The organism is Paludibaculum fermentans (assembly GCF_015277775.1).
In the GTDB taxonomy this organism is placed as follows: Bacteria; Acidobacteriota; Terriglobia; order Bryobacterales; family Bryobacteraceae; genus Paludibaculum; species Paludibaculum fermentans.
In genome coordinates this window covers 294,398-308,979 of sequence record NZ_CP063849.1, presented here as the reverse complement: position 1 = coordinate 308,979, position 14,582 = coordinate 294,398, and the positions used below count along the sequence as shown (strand labels likewise).

The following is a 14,582-nucleotide window of genomic DNA, read 5'->3' as shown; positions in this document are numbered from 1 at the left end:
AGAAAACTAGGAAGACCTTTCGCGCCATGAGAACCTCTTTTGCATCTGGTCGAGCAACACGGCCACCACGATCACCACGCCTTTGATGACGATCTGCCAGAACTGCGAAACACCCAACAGAACCAACCCGTCCGCCAGGACGCCAATGACGAAAGCTCCGGCGATGCTGCCGCCGACTCCACCACGCCCACCCATCAGCGAGGTGCCGCCCAGCACTACGGCGGCAATTGCATTCAACTCAAACGTCTCGCCGGTCGCGGGGTGGGCGGACATCAACTGTGAAGCTATAATCACGCCGACAATCGCCGAACAAAACCCCGAAATCACGTAGCTCAGGAGTTTGACACGTCCAACGCGCACACCCGACAACTCGGCCGCGCGTTCGTTTCCGCCCACAGCGTAGATCCGCCGCCCGAAGGGTGTGCGGGCAGCTACAAACGCACCGGCCGCACCCACCACCGCCATCAGCCAGATGGGCACGGGCAACATCAGAATCGTGCCGGACCCCAGCCAGGCGAAGCCGGTGTTGTGCAGTTCCGGCTTACCGAGCAGATTGGGAAAGGTCGCTCCGTTGGAGATGAGCAATGCCGCGCCCCGGGCGACGTACATCGTGCCAAGCGTTGCAATGAACGGAGCGACAGAAAACTTCGTGATCAGCCATCCGTTCAGCGCGCCGACACCGCTGCCCGCCAGCGCGGCGAGCAGAATCACCAACCAGACCTGAAAGTAGATAACGATTCCAAAGGAGGGCAGCACCAGACCGGTGTTGATGAGCCCGCCGGCCACGATGCCGGCCAATCCGGCAATAGAGCCAACCGAGAGGTCAATGCCGCCGGTCAGAATGACAAACGTCATCCCCACAGCCAGTATCGCGTTGATCGCGACATGCTTCACCAGGATCATCAGATTGCCTGAGCTGAGGAAGGCGGGCGACAGCGAAGCAAAGACGATGACGAGCACGACCAAGGCAACCAGTGCCCGCAGGCGGAATAGGACGTCGCTGATGCGATGATTCCCGGCCGGGGCAAGGGGCTGGATCGCCTCATTGTGCGTTGACATGGAGATTCTCCGGTTTGGCGCAGGCGGCGGCCATCAGATTCTGCTCGTTGAGCTCGCTTCGCTCGAAAGAGGCTGAGAGGCGCCCGCGTGCCATTACCAGCACACGGTCAGCCAGCGTCAATACTTCGTGCAGGTCCGACGAGGCGAAGAGGATTGCTACACCCTCGGCGGCAAGCTTCCGGGCGATCTCGAAGATCTCAGCCCGTGCGCCGACGTCCACGCCGCGGCTGGGCTCGTCCATCAGCAGCACACGCGGTTTTGTCAGCAGGTACTTCGAGATCACGGCTTTCTGCTGATTCCCCCCGCTCAGCGACGTAATCGGCTGATCCTGGCCGGTGGTCTTGATGCGCAACTGCGCAATCATGCGTGAGGCGCTGGCAGCCTCCTCCGTGCGCCGCAGAAGCCCATGACTGGAGTGCGCCGACAGGCTCGCCAGCGTCATGTTGCGGCCCACGGAGAATGTGGGGATCAGGCCCGCGGCCTGGCGATCCTCCGGGACCAGGGCGAGGCCCGCGGCGATGCGTTCCCTCACGGACAGGTGCTCCAGGCTGCGGCCCGCCAGCGAAATACGCCCGCCCGAGCCGGCGCGATTCCCGGCCAGAACCTCAAGGAGTTCCGTGCGGCCCGCGCCCATCAGCCCATAGACTCCAACCAACTCGCCCGCGCACACCGAAAGGGAAACGTCGTGCACGCGGCCGGGAACGCTGAGATGCTCCACACGCAGGACTTCCGCGTCGCCAGCGCATTCGGCATGCTGCGCGGACGCTGCCCAACGGCGGTCCGTCATGCGGTCGATGATCCACGCAACGTCCACCTCCGCGATCGCAGCCGACTCCACCAACCGCCCGTCCCGCAGCACCGTGACGCGGTCGCCGATCTCCATCAACTCTTCCAACTTGTGGGAGATGTAGACGATCCCAACGCCCGCTGCCTTGAGTTCGCGAATCACACGAAAGAGGACGGCGATCTCGTTAGGGCTCAGCGCGGAGGTGGGCTCATCCATCAGCAGGACGCGCACATTGCGCGCCAGCGCCCGGCAGATTTCGACAATCTGCTGGCAGCCCAACGGCAGGTCGCCCACCAGGGTGTGGACGTCAATGTCCTGCTCGAGTTTCTTCATCAGCCCGCGTGCTATTCCCTCCTCGGACTTACGATCGATCACGCCGCCGCGAGTCCGCTCGCAGGCCATGAAAATGTTCTCGACGACGCTCAGGTTCGGGAAAAGGCTAAGCTCCTGATAGATCATCCCGATCCCGGCCGCCGCCGCGTCGCGCGTCGAACCCAGGCGAATCTCGCGCCCTTCCAACTCCAGATGGCCCATAGTCGGCTGCTCGACTCCGGCCAGCAGTTTTACGAGCGTCGACTTCCCCGCCCCATTCTCCCCGATGAGGACGTGAACTTCGCCGCGCCGCAACTCGAAATCAACCGCATCCAGGGCGACCGTACCCGGATAGCGCTTCGTGACCTGGCAGGCGCGCAACAGGGAGGGAGACTGGCTCATTTGACTCCCTCGACCCAGCGGAATCGAACCGGAACGATATGTGGAATCTCATCCCCCGCCGTGAATGTGCCGGTGAACGCGATGCGGCGTCCCTCTGAGCCGGCGATCTCCGCAGTGGGCGGCAGGCATTGCAGGGCGCGCGCATTCAATTTGCTGGATACATTGGCGAAGTCGATCTGATTCACAAACTGGCTGAACTGAACCAATCCCGTGGCATCACGCAGGGAGGAGCCTCGCACTTCGGGGCCAATCTGCAATACGGCGTCGGCGTGTCCGTCGAAGGGCTCGAAATCCAGGCTCATCTGCCCCAATGGCGGAGCTGGATTCACTTTCAACACGCGAGCCGTCCCCTTCAATATGAAGTGTGTACCGGCCTTGCGAGAGGAAGCAGCGGGCAAGCCGCTGACATCCACGGCGGAAGCTTCGATCGCCGGCAGGATCTTCGTCTGCCATTGCGAGTCGACAAAGCGGGTGGCATCGAACCGGTCCTGCGCCGCAGCCGCGGACTGGCCTTCGATCGGCCGCACCGTCCAGGGGACGCAAGCCGTGAGCGAGAGACTCAGAATCGCGGCGCAGGCTCGCTTCATCGTTTCCTCGATACCTGAGCGACGCGGCCGGCTCCGTTTGCCGCGGTGGAAGATTCCAGCAATTGTGAAGCCGTCAGCCGGTCGGTGATCAGCACATTGATCCACTTGCCGGCCAGTGCACCGCGAATGGCGGCGAGCTTTCTGCGGCCCCCCGCCACGCCCACTACCCGGCTGACCTTGCGCAACTCTTCGAGGCTCATCCCGATCACACGCTCGTTCAACGGGCTCACCACAGGCATTCCTGCTCCATCGAAGAATCGCAGGCAGATGTCGCCCACTGCGCCGCGCTCGCCCAGTTCTTTCAATTCCGCTCCGGAGAACACGTTGCCGCTCAACGTGAGCAGGTGGGAGGGCTCAATCGCGCCGATGCCCACCAGCGCCACACTGACCACGCCAAACAACTCGCAGGCCTGCCGGACATACTGGTCTTCCTGCATCACCTGCTTGGCTTCCACCGTCCCCAGTACTCCGGGCGCCGGCAGCAGTGTAGCGGTCCCGCCGATCAGGTTCGCCAGCCGCCGCGTGACATGGGTGGCGTGCACTTCGGCAGCAGGATTCCCAATGCCGCCCAGGATCTGAACGACCCGGGCCCCGGCACAGCGCTGGCTGGGATGCATGGCGTCGACCATGGCCAGCAGGGCGGCGCTCCACGACGAGATTCCGATGACGTCGCCCGGGCGCAGGGTCGTCTCCATGTAGAATGCCGCCGCCGCGCCTAGGTCCCGGGCGATCTGCGCCTCGTCGTCAATACAATCGACGACGATCACCTCCTTCAGTGCATAGTGCGACTGTAGCGCCTCCTCCAACTCCGGATGAGTGCCGGAAGGAACGGCAACGGTGATGCGGACGATGCCCTCTACCTCGGCCTTCTTCAACAGCCGCGAGATGGTGGATTGCGACACATTCAGCCGCTCCATAATCTCGGTCTGCCGTAAGCCCTGACCGTAATACATGCGCGCAACTTTGGCGATCAACCGGAGTTCGTCTATCCGAGCCATGACTTATGTTGCCATCTCCCGGGTTTTGAAATCGCCCAGCGTCCGGGCCACCGCGTCGCGCCATCCGGCATACAGCCGCTGGCGGTCGGCCTCGCTCATCTGGGGCTCGAACCGCTGCTCCTGACGCGGCAACTGCTCCAAATCCCCAATGCCCTTCCAGACTCCGGCGGCCAGCCCGGCTAGCCAGGCCGCACCCATGGCGGAAAGATCCAATGAGAGATTCCGGACCACCGGCCGCCCCAGGATATCCGCCTGGAACTGCATGAGTTGATCGTTGCGGCTGGCGCCGCCATCGGCCAGCAACATCTCGGGTTCTTCGCCGGTGTCCAGCGTCATCGCGTCGAAAACATCACGGACCTGAAAGGCGATCGATTCCAGGGCAGCGCGCGCCAAATGGCCGGCGGTCGTTCCACGGGTCAGTCCTGTAATGAGGCCGCGGGCATCGTCTCGCCAGTAAGGAGCACCCAGCCCGGCCATCGCCGGCACCAGGTAGACGCCGCCGCTGTCGTCCTTTCCTGCCGCCATCCCGGCCAGGTCGGCGGCCGGGTCACCCAAGCCCAGCAATTCACCCGTCCACTGCATGGTGCCGCCGCTCAGAGTGATGTTGCCTTCGATTCCGTACTGCGCCGGGCCGCCCGCTGACCAGGCCACCGTCGCCGACAGGCCGTGGCTGGAGGAGACGGGTCCCTCGGTCGCCCGCATCAGTGAAGAGCCGGTGCCATATGTCGCCTTGGTCGCTCGCGGACGGAACGCCGCATGGGCAAACAGCGCCGCGTGGGAATCGCCGATCACTCCGCAAATGGGAACCCCATCCCCGCATCGTCCGGCTCCCGCGGTTGTGCCAAACACTCCGCTCGACGGCTGAATCGCGGGCAGCACAGCGCGAGGTACGCCAAACCATTCCAACAACTCGTCGTCCCAGGCCAGCCGGCCCAGTTCCATCAACTGTGTCCGTGAGGCATTCGTGGTGTCGCAGGCATGCACCGCCCCCTTTGTCAGGTTCCACAGCAGCCAGCTATCCACCGTGCCCATGCACAACTCACCGCCCTCAGCCATGGCCCGTCCATCCGGAAGCTGGTCGATGAGCCAGGCAGCCTTGCTGGCGGAGAACAGCGGATCAATCCCGAGTCCGGTCTTCCGCCGGATGGCCGGCTCCAACCCGCGCTGGCGGAGTTCCGCACAGAACGGCGCGGTCCGGCGGCATTGCCAGATCACGCAGGGACCGCAGGGCTCGCCGGTCTTCCGGTTCCAGACGATGACGGATTCGCGCTGGTTGCTCACGGCAATGGCCGCGGGCGGCGCTCCACCGGCCGCCTCCAGGCACTCGTCCATCACTGCCTGCACGGCCTGCCAGATCGCCCCGGCATCCTGCTGGATCCAGCCCGGCCGCGGGCACTGGACCGTCATCGGTCGCGAAGCCCGTGCCAGGACCGCGCCTCGCGCGTCCACCAGCAGGGCCTTCGTGTTCGTCGTGCCTTGATCGATGCTCAGAATCCGAGCGGCGCTCAACACTTCCGGGCCTTCCTCCTCATTACGGCGATCGCCGCATCGTGGATGGCTGCCGCGGTCAGGCCGAGGTGTTCAAACAGGAATGCGGTGGAGCCCGTCGGCGCGAATACGTCAGGCACTCCGACAATCTTCACCGGCACTGGCACCGTGGCTGTCACCACTTCAGCCACCGCACCGCCCAGGCCTCCGTGGATGGAATGCTCCTCCGCCGTAACGATGCAACCCGTCTCTTGCGCGGCGGCAGTAATCGCCTCCTCGTCCAACGGCCGCAGCGTCGCCATGTTCAGAACGCGGGCCGCTATGCCTTCCTGCTCCAACTGCCGGGCCGCCTCCAGGGCGCGGCACACCAGCGTGCCATTGGCGATCAGCGTCACGTCGCGGCCTTCCCGCAGTTTCGTCGCCCGGCCCAACCGGAACGCCTGGCCCTCTCCATGCACGTTCGGCACACCCATGCGGCTCAGCCGCAGATAGACTGGACCATCCAACTCCAGTGCCGCGCCCAGCGCCTGCTCCGTCTCGTACGGATCCGCCGGCACGATCACGGTCAGGTTCGGCAACACCCGAGTCCAGGCAAGGTCTTCAATCGAGTGGTGAGTCGGGCCCAGAGGTCCATACGCCATGCCGCCCGACATGCCGCACAACTTCACATTCGACTTCGAATAGGCCAAGTCTACCTTCACCTGCTCCATCGCACGCCCGGTCAGGAAACACGCGGCCCCACAGACGAAGGGGATCAGCCCGCCATTGGCCAGGCCGCAGCCCACGCCCACCATGTTCTGCTCGGCGATGCCGACATTGACTAACCGCCGCGGGTACAGTTTGCGGAATCCGCCCATCTTGCTGGACCCCAGCGAGTCGTTGACCACGGCCACAATGCGCGCGTCAGCCGCGGCGGCCTCTTCCAGGGTGCGCGCGAAGGCGTCCCGGCAATCGAACAATTGCGCCGATGCGCTCACGACTGCAACTCCTTCAGCGCTGCTTCCAATTCCGTGTCGCTGGGCACTTTGTGGTGCCATTCCGGCCGGTCCATCATGAACGAGACGCCCTGGCCCTTGTGAGTGTGCGCGATCACACAATTCGGTTTTCCCGGCTCCAAGGGCAGGCGGTGGAATAGCTCGACCAGCGCGGCATGATCGTGTCCATCCACTTCATGGACCGCCCAACCGAAGGCGCGCCATTTGTCGGCCAGCGGCTCCAGACGGATCGTATCCTCGGTCCAGGCGCCCTGCTGGATCCGATTGCGGTCGACAATCAGTGTGAGGTTGTCCAGCCCGTAGTGGGCCGCGGTCATCGCCGCCTCCCAGTTGCTGCCTTCCTGCAACTCGCCGTCGCCTGTGAGCACAAAAGTCCGCCAGGCAGCGCCGCTGATCTTCGCCGCCAGCGCCATGCCCGTCGCAATGGGCATGCCGTGTCCCAATGGACCCGTGTTTGCCTCCACTCCGGGCAGTTTGTTCCGGTCAGGATGGCCGTTCAGCATCGACATCGGCTGCATATAGCTGTCCAGCCATTCCGCGGGAAAGCAGCCGGCCTGGGCCAGCGTGGCGTAGAACGCGCCCGAGCAGTGCCCCTTGCTCATCACGAAGCGGTCGCGGTCTTCGGCATTCGTCCATGTCCCGCCTGCCCGCATGGCCCCGAAGTACAGCGAAACCAGGATGTCGGTCGAGGACAAGTCGCCACCCGGATGGCCAGTTTTTGCACTGTGAACCATCCGCAAACTGCGGCTGCGGACTGCAGCCGAGATCCGCTGCAACTCTTCAATCCGGACTGCAGATGCCACCACTGTAAGTCCCCATTGGCATATTTATGCGCTACTGCAAGAAATTCCAAAGATAAGCTATCAACGTCAGCCGCGGACGTCAAGCCCGTCCTGAATTCTGTGCCGCTTTGCTCCAGGTGAAAAGTGCGCGATCAGCGGTAAAACGGCCGCCAAGTCAGCCAGCGCGGCCCGTAGTGCGGCTCCGGTTGCCCCAGTTCCAACGCCCCCAAATCGGGCGCCCGGCCCGCAAATCCTTCGTTCACGGTCGGGATGGGCACCCCCGCGTCGACAGCCTTGCCGCCGGGTTTGAGACGGAAGTTCAGGTCCATGGAGTGGTACACCGCGTGACGCGTCGCCGGGTTGGGCGGAGCGAGCTGTTCGAAGATGTCAAAGTCGACTTCCAGCCCGTGCTGCTCCTGGCCGGTGGCGGCACGGAATTCAGCGAGCGTGCCGAAGGTATTCCAGTCGGTGGGCTTGGGCTCGTAGAGGCGCTGTCCGGCGGCCGGACCGAGCCAGGCATACTGCGCGGCTACGCCCCGGTTGGGCCGGTACCCGTTGTAGTCGGAGCTGTACGAATCTGTCGCATTGGCCCACGTCATGATGCCCCGGTTCGGAGTGTCGCGGCCCAGAAACAGGTTGTTGCGAAAGTGCATGTTCGACGAGGGATCGCGGACGGTCTGCTCGCCGATGATGGTGTTGTGGAAGACATACAGACCGGCGGGCTTGGCTGAGAATTTGAAGGCCACGCCGCTGGGCACGTTGTATAGGATGTTGCGGTAGAAGTAGACTGGCCCGCCGAAGACGGGTTGGGCGCTGTACCCGCCCTGTGCGGCGTTGATGCCGCGGTTCTGGAAGACGCGCACGTTGTGGACCCCACCGTCCGACTCGATTAAATCGTCGTTCGACATGTGGATGTCGTTGCCATAGATGTCGATGGAGGAGGCGCGGCGGTCGGGATCGGCTTCGGGCGTGCCGTAGGTGGAGATGCCGATGGCGTCGTGGAAGTAGGCGATGGCGTTGTGAGCGATCACGTGGCCGGGGCCGTAGACTTTGATGGCGTAGTAGCTCTTCAAGCCGTGCGAGCCGTAGTCTCCTGCGCTCCTCGCATTCGGGTACGTCCAGCCGATGAGGCGCATGCGGTCTTCGCGGCCCAGGATAAGATTGTCGGCGATGTAGAAGTCACTGGAGCCGGCGTACTCGGTCCAGACCGCGAAGCCGACGTTCTCGAAGCGGCAGTTTTTGACGGTCAGGCCGACCGCGCCGAGCACTTCCTTTTGTCCGGCGAAGAGGGCGACGTCGGTGTTGCGGAAGGTGAGGCCGTCGAAGATGTGATACTTCGAGGCCATGACGTCAAATAGCCGGTAGTTGCCATCGCCGTCGAAGATCACCTCGCCGTCGCCCGCCGCCTTGATCGTAATGGGCTTCTCGGGAGTGCCCTTCAGGGTGAGCAGCATGGTGCCGTCGAAGGGCGCCATCATCGGGTCGACGTAGTTGAGGCGCTCGGGTTTGTAGAGTCCGGCATGGACAAGGAGCGTGTCGCCCGGTTGGGCGCGCCGTTCCCAGACGACGTTCCAATCGCCGAGGCCGGCTCCATAGTAGGCCTGGAGGATGCCGTTGAAGCTGGGCTCATGTTTGACACCCGGATAGTCGGCGGGATAGATGTGCAATGTGCGGCCGGAGGGATAGGGCTGGGGTTCGGTACGCGTTCGGACTTTGACGGTATGTGCCGTTTCGCCTGACGCTCCGTCAGGATCGCTGAGCTGGAAGCGGCATTCGTATTCGGTGCCGGGTTGGAGGTTGAGGATACTGCCGGCGAAACCGTCGGGCACGGTGTAGTCGAGATTCTCGCGGCGCCGGTAGATATTCTCGCCTCCGATGCGCACCAGCGGCAGGGCCCTGCGCCAGGTGGTCTCGCCGGCCGGCCGGAATTCGACCGACACGCTGGCGTTGCGGTTGGCATCGCCCTCAATGGACCATTCAAACCCGAGGTTGAGCAGGGTGGGATGTTCAACGGTGAAGCGGCCGGCCTTGGTTGCGTTCTGCGCGAGCAAACCGGTGGCCGAAAGCAGCAGGAACAGGAGACAGCGGGGGCCCATAGGTGGAGTGATTATATCCGGCCCCGGGGCTCGGAGGGCTTGCAACCACGGACGCAGATCAGGGGGCGGGCTGCTCGGTCATCCAGTGGTGGGTGACGTACTTGGTCGCAACGGGCTGGTGGTCTTTCACGAGTACCTTGACCAGCACCTGAAGCCCGGCGTCGCGTTTGGGGGTAGCGTCCGCGTCGAGCCTATGGCCGAGTTCGCGCAGGCTGGGGGCATCGACAACATAGTCAGCCGCGCCTTGGGTGCCCCAGGTGTACACGCCGCTTAAGGACATGATGCGGCGCCCAGGCTGAGGGCTGGGCCAGACGGAGATCACGGCATAGTCATAGTTATCGGAATTCGGATCCATGGCTGGCGCATAGACTTTGGCTTCACCCGCTCGCGGGCGCAGGTTGTTGATGGCCGTGTGGTCGCCATCGAATTCGAAGTCGTGGGGAAGATTCATCTCCTGGCCCAGGGTTCGAAAGCGGAAGGAAGAGAAGAGGACGAGGTTGCCGTGGGCGACATCCTGCCAGCGGGCCAGGCGGTTTCGGACCAGGGGCAGTTCCTTGCCGCCTTTTGCAAAAAAGCGGCCCAGTGTGTAGAGGCCCGCGGCTTCTCCCAAGCCGGTGTAGATCTCCTCCGGCCGGGCTTTGGTGTGGAAGTAGTCCGCCATCTTGCGGACCCGGTCGCTCTTCTCCAGTTCCTCCGGGGTGTTGACCTGGGAATCGCGCAGGTAGACGCCGTTGACGAAGATAAACATCGGAGCGCCCATGACCAATTGGGTGGAGGAGTCCTGATCGAAGAAGCCGCGCCAGAGGGGATGCTGCTGCCACTCGAAGGGCTGAACAGGCGGGTTGGAGAGGGAACGGAAGGGGATCCAGAGGATGAGTCCGAGGAGGAGGCCGAGGCCAGCCAGGCCGAGGTCGCGGGTCCAGCGCCCACGGGGCGGCGGCATCGGCAGCGGCGAGGGCGTTTCGGCGGCACGAAGCTGGAACCGTGCGGAGTAGTGGCCGCGGGGGATATCGATGGTGACCGGATCGTTGCGGCCGGCGGTCTCGTAATAGGAGGCGAGCTTTTTGCGGAGGACGCCCATCTGGACGCGGACGATCGAATCGGTGCGGGGATCAAAGTCGTCGCCGCGCTTGAAAACGGAGACGCCGAGATTGTACTCCTTGAGATCCTTGCCACCAGTGGTGAGAGTCTCCTCCACGATGAAGCGGAGCAGACGTTGAAGGGTGGGGGCGTCGCGGAACGGATCCTGAGCCAGGACCACATCCAGGTGAAGTCGGACTGAGTCGTCCGGAATGCACCCAGGCTGACCTGCGGTTTCTGAGCCGTCGTTCATCCTGGAGGGAGTCAGACCCACTGGAAGGCCTCTCTAACTAGCTGCAGCGATCATTATTACATACGGGAGTATCACCTACAAGCCATTAAAAATACAGGACTTCACATGTGAATTGACGGTTACACTACTTCGATTCGCTCCTTGTTACAGGAAGTTCACCTATAGGATCTGGCCAGGGGCAGCCGCGGGCAGCGCGGCATCTCGTCGACACGATACTCAACCGAGTGGGAGTAAGGCTATGTTTGCCAACCGAGGACCAGTCCTCCTTTCGATTCTGCTGTTGTTCAGCCTGGGCGCCGCCGCCCAGACGACGACGGGCACCGTGAACGGCCGCGTGACCGACACCGCCGCGGCGTTCATTCCGGACACATCGGTGACGCTCACGAATGTGCGGACCGGAATCAGCCAGACCACCCAAACCACGGAGGAAGGGCTGTTTGTCTTTCCTCTCGTGCAGCCGGGCTCGTACCGGATGGAGGTATCGAAGTCAGGCTTCAAGAAGTTCATTTCGCAGTTTGAACTGGCGGTGAACCAGACGGTTCGTATCGATCCTGCGCTGGAGGTGGGCGAGGTCTCGTCAACCGTGACGGTCAATGAAAAGGCCGTCCTGATTGAGAGCGAGACTTCTTCGCTGGGCCAGGTGATCAGCAGCAGGCAGGTGGAGGAGTTGCCGCTGAACGGTCGCAATCCTTTCGCCCTGGCTTCACTGAGCGCGGGCGTGGTGCCCCTGGGCTCGTTCGGTGTCGGCCTGAATGCGACCCGCATGGCGGCGCAAATGGCGGGCGCGAACAACTTTATGGCAAACGGCGGCATTGCAGGTAGCAACGAAGTGCTGCTGGACGGCGTACCGATTACAGTCTGCTGCCAGGGCCAGCCGGCGATTATCCCGTCGGTGGAGGTGACGCAGGAGTTCAAGATCCAGACGAATGCCTCGACTGCTGAATTCGGGCGGACCAGCGGCGGGATCCTGAACCTGGTCACACGGTCCGGCAGCAATGCCTTCCATGGCGGAGTGTATGAGTTCCTGCGCAACGACCAACTGAGCGCCGCGAACTGGTTCACGAACCGGGCCGGGAAGGTGCCGATTCCCGGTCGAGACGACTACCGCACTCCGCTGCGCTACAACCAGTATGGCTTCACGGTGGGCGGGCCGGTGGAGATCCCCAAAGTCTATTCCGGAAAGGACAAGACGTTCTTTTTCGGCGGGTATGAAGGGACGAATGTACGTCAGTACGGCTATGTGAACTCCACAGTGCCGACGAACCTGATGCGAGCGGGCAACTTCAGCGAAGGTACGGCCAACATCTATGACCCGGCCACGACGCAGGCGGATCCGAACAACGCCGGGCAGTTCATCCGGTCTCCGTTCCCGAACAATCTGATTCCGGCAGGGCGGCAGAACGCAATCACGAAGAACTACAACGCCTACTTCCCGCTGCAGAATGCCCCGGGTGTGGTGAACAACTTCAACTGGGTGCAGTCGCTGGCGACCGACGATGCGCAGGGCACTGTGCGTGTCGACCACAACTTCAATCCGGCGAACCGGCTGTTCGCGCGCTGGAGCGTGACCGACGACAGCTATAAGAACGGCGACTGGGAGAACGGAATCTCGGGGTGGTCGCAGGCCATCCACGCGAATACGTTTGTGCTGAGCTATATGAAGGTGCTGAGCCCGTCGCTGGTGATGGATCTGCGGTACGGGCTGGCGATCCAGCGGAATCTGTTCCTGCCGGACTCGGTGGGTGAGGATGTGACGAAGATTGGACTCCCGTCCTCGTTCGCGGCGCAGCAGACGGTGCATGCGATTCCACTGCTGAATGTGTCCGGGTTGCGCAGTATCGGGTTTGACAGCCTTCGCAACTGGTCGCGCTATACCCACGCTCTATCCGCCAACATGAGCTGGATCCATGGGGCGCATACGGTGAAGTTCGGCTGGGACGGGCGGCTGCTGCGCGACAACGAGCTGACGCTGGACGGCGGTGCGGGCAACTTCTCGTATGCGGCCGGTTTCGCGAATGGTCCGAATCCACGGGCTGCTGTGCCGGCCGGCCAGTCGACTTTTGGGGCCTATGCGACGTTCCTGCTGGGGCTGCCCTCCAGCGGCACGATCGGCTACAGCGACACGTGGGCGCGGCAGCAGTTCTATCACGGGTTCTACATCCAGGACGACTGGCATGTGACCCGCAAGCTGACATTGAACCTCGGGTTGCGGTATGAGCTGGAGACCGGGTTTACTGAGCGGTACAACCGGCAGGCGTGGTTCGATCCCGGCATGGCGACGCCTCTGGCGCAGCAGACCGGGTTGCCGCTAACAGGTGGCGTGGCGTTCAGCGGGGTGGGCGGGCAGCCGCGCAATCTGTGGCAGACGGACAAGAACAACTTCTCGCCGCGCGTCGGGCTGGCCTACCAGATCACTCCGAAAACGGTTTTGCGCAGCGGCTTCGGGATCTTCTTCCTCCCGACGTCGCAGCGCGGGTATGGGAGCGGGAATCCGGGCTTCCAGGTGTCGACACCTTTTGTCAGCTCGATCGATGGTGTGACTCCGGTGGGTACAATTAGCAACCCATTCCCTACGGGCACGATTCCGCTGGCGGGTTCGGCCAACGGTCCGCTGACGCTGGTGGGCGCGGGCGTGAGCGGGCTCTACTTCAACAGCCCGATGTCGTATACGCAGCAATGGAACTTCGGCATCCAGCAGGAACTGCCGTGGAAGGTGCTGTTGAACGTGGCGTATGCGGCCAGCGAGAGCGTCAAGCTGCCGCTGAACTTCAATCCGAACTCCCTGCCCCTTCAGTATTACGGCGCGGCCGGCGACCAGACGCAGGTAGCGTATCTCACGCAACTGGTCAAGAATCCGTTCTCCGGCATCATCCAAACCGGCAGTTTGGCGGCCGCGACGGTGCAGCGGAATGCCCTGCTGCGGGCGTTCCCGCAGTTCACGAGTGTCGGACAGAACTACCTGGCGCAGGCGACCTCCAGCTATAACTCGCTGCAGGTGACGCTGCAGAAGAGCTTGAGCCATGGGCTTTCCCTGCTGTCGTCCTACACCTGGTCGAAGAACCTGGGCATTGCGAACAACCTGACTACGGGCTTCCTGGATGTCGGCACGCCCGGCTTCCAGAATGACTTCAACCGGGCGATCGAGAAGTCGGTACTGGCGACCGACATTCCGCATCGCCTGGTGGTGAGCGCGAACTACGAGCTGCCGGTGGGCCGGGGTAAGGCATATGGGACGAGCATGAGCCGGTGGCTGGATGCCCTGGCCGGCGGCTGGCAGATGAACACGGTGATGTCGTTCAACAGCGGTTTCCCATTAAACTTCTCCAACGCCGGAGCGGCTTCGTTTGCGGGATCGCGGCCGAGTTACACGTCGTCAACAGTGAATCCCCAGACCAGCGGCGACATCGAAAGCCGGCTGGGCGGCGTGTCGGGCGGCACGGGCTATCTGAACGCGTCGGCCTTCCGGCAGCCCATGTCGTTCGAGTTCGGCGATGTGGCCCGGTTGACGGACAACATCCGCAGTCCGGCGAAGAGCAACATCGACGTCTCGTTGATGAAGAACTTCGTGGTGAAGGAAGGGATCCGGCTGCAGTTGAGGGCTGAGGCGTATAATCTGCCCAACCATCCGGTGTTCAATTCGCCCAGTACATCTGTGGGCAGCGCCGGGTTCGGGGTGATCACCAGCCAGGCGAACTCCCCGCGGAATGTGCAGGTGGCGTTACGAGTGATCTGGTAGCAGGATG

General features: G+C 63.0%; 10 protein-coding genes. 1 reads left to right on the top strand and 9 read right to left on the bottom strand.

What is annotated here, in order from left to right; all coding sequences use genetic code 11:
• Nucleotides 1-6: 6 nt before the first annotated feature.
• The 9 genes from IRI77_RS01155 to IRI77_RS01115 form a co-directional block, all read right to left on the bottom strand.
• Nucleotides 7-1,059, bottom strand: a complete 1,053-nt coding sequence (locus tag IRI77_RS01155; RefSeq protein ID WP_194450261.1) for an ABC transporter permease — start codon at nt 1,057-1,059, stop codon at nt 7-9.
• Nucleotides 1,043-2,560, bottom strand: coding sequence for a sugar ABC transporter ATP-binding protein (locus IRI77_RS01150; RefSeq protein ID WP_194450260.1), 1,518 nt, complete (start codon nt 2,558-2,560; stop codon nt 1,043-1,045). Before IRI77_RS01150 ends, IRI77_RS01155 begins: the two co-directional genes overlap by 17 nt.
• Nucleotides 2,557-3,147 (bottom strand): DUF2291 family protein, encoded by a 591-nt coding sequence (locus IRI77_RS01145; protein WP_194450259.1) that lies wholly within the window; start codon nt 3,145-3,147, stop codon nt 2,557-2,559. Before IRI77_RS01145 ends, IRI77_RS01150 begins: the two co-directional genes overlap by 4 nt.
• Nucleotides 3,144-4,145, bottom strand: coding sequence for a sugar-binding transcriptional regulator (locus IRI77_RS01140; protein ID WP_194450258.1), 1,002 nt, complete (start codon nt 4,143-4,145; stop codon nt 3,144-3,146). Before IRI77_RS01140 ends, IRI77_RS01145 begins: the two co-directional genes overlap by 4 nt.
• A gap of 3 nt (nt 4,146-4,148) precedes the next feature.
• Nucleotides 4,149-5,657: an FGGY family carbohydrate kinase gene (locus IRI77_RS01135; RefSeq protein ID WP_194450257.1), complete on the bottom strand. Its 1,509-nt coding sequence runs from the start codon at nt 5,655-5,657 to the stop codon at nt 4,149-4,151.
• On the bottom strand, nt 5,651-6,670 hold the full coding sequence (locus IRI77_RS01130; protein WP_194450256.1) for a transketolase family protein: 1,020 nt from the start codon (nt 6,668-6,670) through the stop codon (nt 5,651-5,653). The genes IRI77_RS01135 and IRI77_RS01130 overlap by 7 nt, the downstream gene beginning before the upstream one ends.
• Entirely contained in the window at nt 6,607-7,362 is a 756-nt protein-coding gene (locus IRI77_RS01125) for a transketolase (protein ID WP_407674026.1), read from the bottom strand. The genes IRI77_RS01130 and IRI77_RS01125 overlap by 64 nt, the downstream gene beginning before the upstream one ends.
• Before the next feature lie 200 nt (nt 7,363-7,562).
• A complete protein-coding gene (locus IRI77_RS01120) occupies nt 7,563-9,506 on the bottom strand; it encodes a right-handed parallel beta-helix repeat-containing protein (RefSeq protein ID WP_194450254.1) in 1,944 nt (647 codons plus the stop codon).
• A gap of 58 nt (nt 9,507-9,564) precedes the next feature.
• A complete protein-coding gene (locus IRI77_RS01115) occupies nt 9,565-10,839 on the bottom strand; it encodes a hypothetical protein (protein ID WP_194450253.1) in 1,275 nt (424 codons plus the stop codon).
• A gap of 238 nt (nt 10,840-11,077) precedes the next feature.
• Here IRI77_RS01115 and IRI77_RS01110 point away from each other — a divergent pair, with 238 nt between their 5' ends.
• On the top strand, nt 11,078-14,575 hold the full coding sequence (locus IRI77_RS01110) for a carboxypeptidase-like regulatory domain-containing protein (protein WP_194450252.1): 3,498 nt from the start codon (nt 11,078-11,080) through the stop codon (nt 14,573-14,575).
• Nucleotides 14,576-14,582: the final 7 nt, after the last annotated feature.

Coding starts and splice junctions, on each gene's coding strand:
- IRI77_RS01155 (WP_194450261.1), bottom strand. CDS start 1,059: ATGTCAACGCACAATGAGGCGATCCAGCCCCTTGCCCCGGCCGGGAAT.
- IRI77_RS01150 (WP_194450260.1), bottom strand. CDS start 2,560: ATGAGCCAGTCTCCCTCCCTGTTGCGCGCCTGCCAGGTCACGAAGCGC.
- IRI77_RS01145 (WP_194450259.1), bottom strand. CDS start 3,147: ATGAAGCGAGCCTGCGCCGCGATTCTGAGTCTCTCGCTCACGGCTTGC.
- IRI77_RS01140 (WP_194450258.1), bottom strand. CDS start 4,145: ATGGCTCGGATAGACGAACTCCGGTTGATCGCCAAAGTTGCGCGCATG.
- IRI77_RS01130 (WP_194450256.1), bottom strand. CDS start 6,670: ATGGCACCACAAAGTGCCCAGCGACACGGAATTGGAAGCAGCGCTGAA.
- IRI77_RS01125 (WP_407674026.1), bottom strand. CDS start 7,362: ATGGTTCACAGTGCAAAAACTGGCCATCCGGGTGGCGACTTGTCCTCG.
- IRI77_RS01120 (WP_194450254.1), bottom strand. CDS start 9,506: ATGGGCCCCCGCTGTCTCCTGTTCCTGCTGCTTTCGGCCACCGGTTTG.
- IRI77_RS01115 (WP_194450253.1), bottom strand. CDS start 10,839: ATGAACGACGGCTCAGAAACCGCAGGTCAGCCTGGGTGCATTCCGGAC.
- IRI77_RS01110 (WP_194450252.1), top strand. CDS start 11,078: ATGTTTGCCAACCGAGGACCAGTCCTCCTTTCGATTCTGCTGTTGTTC.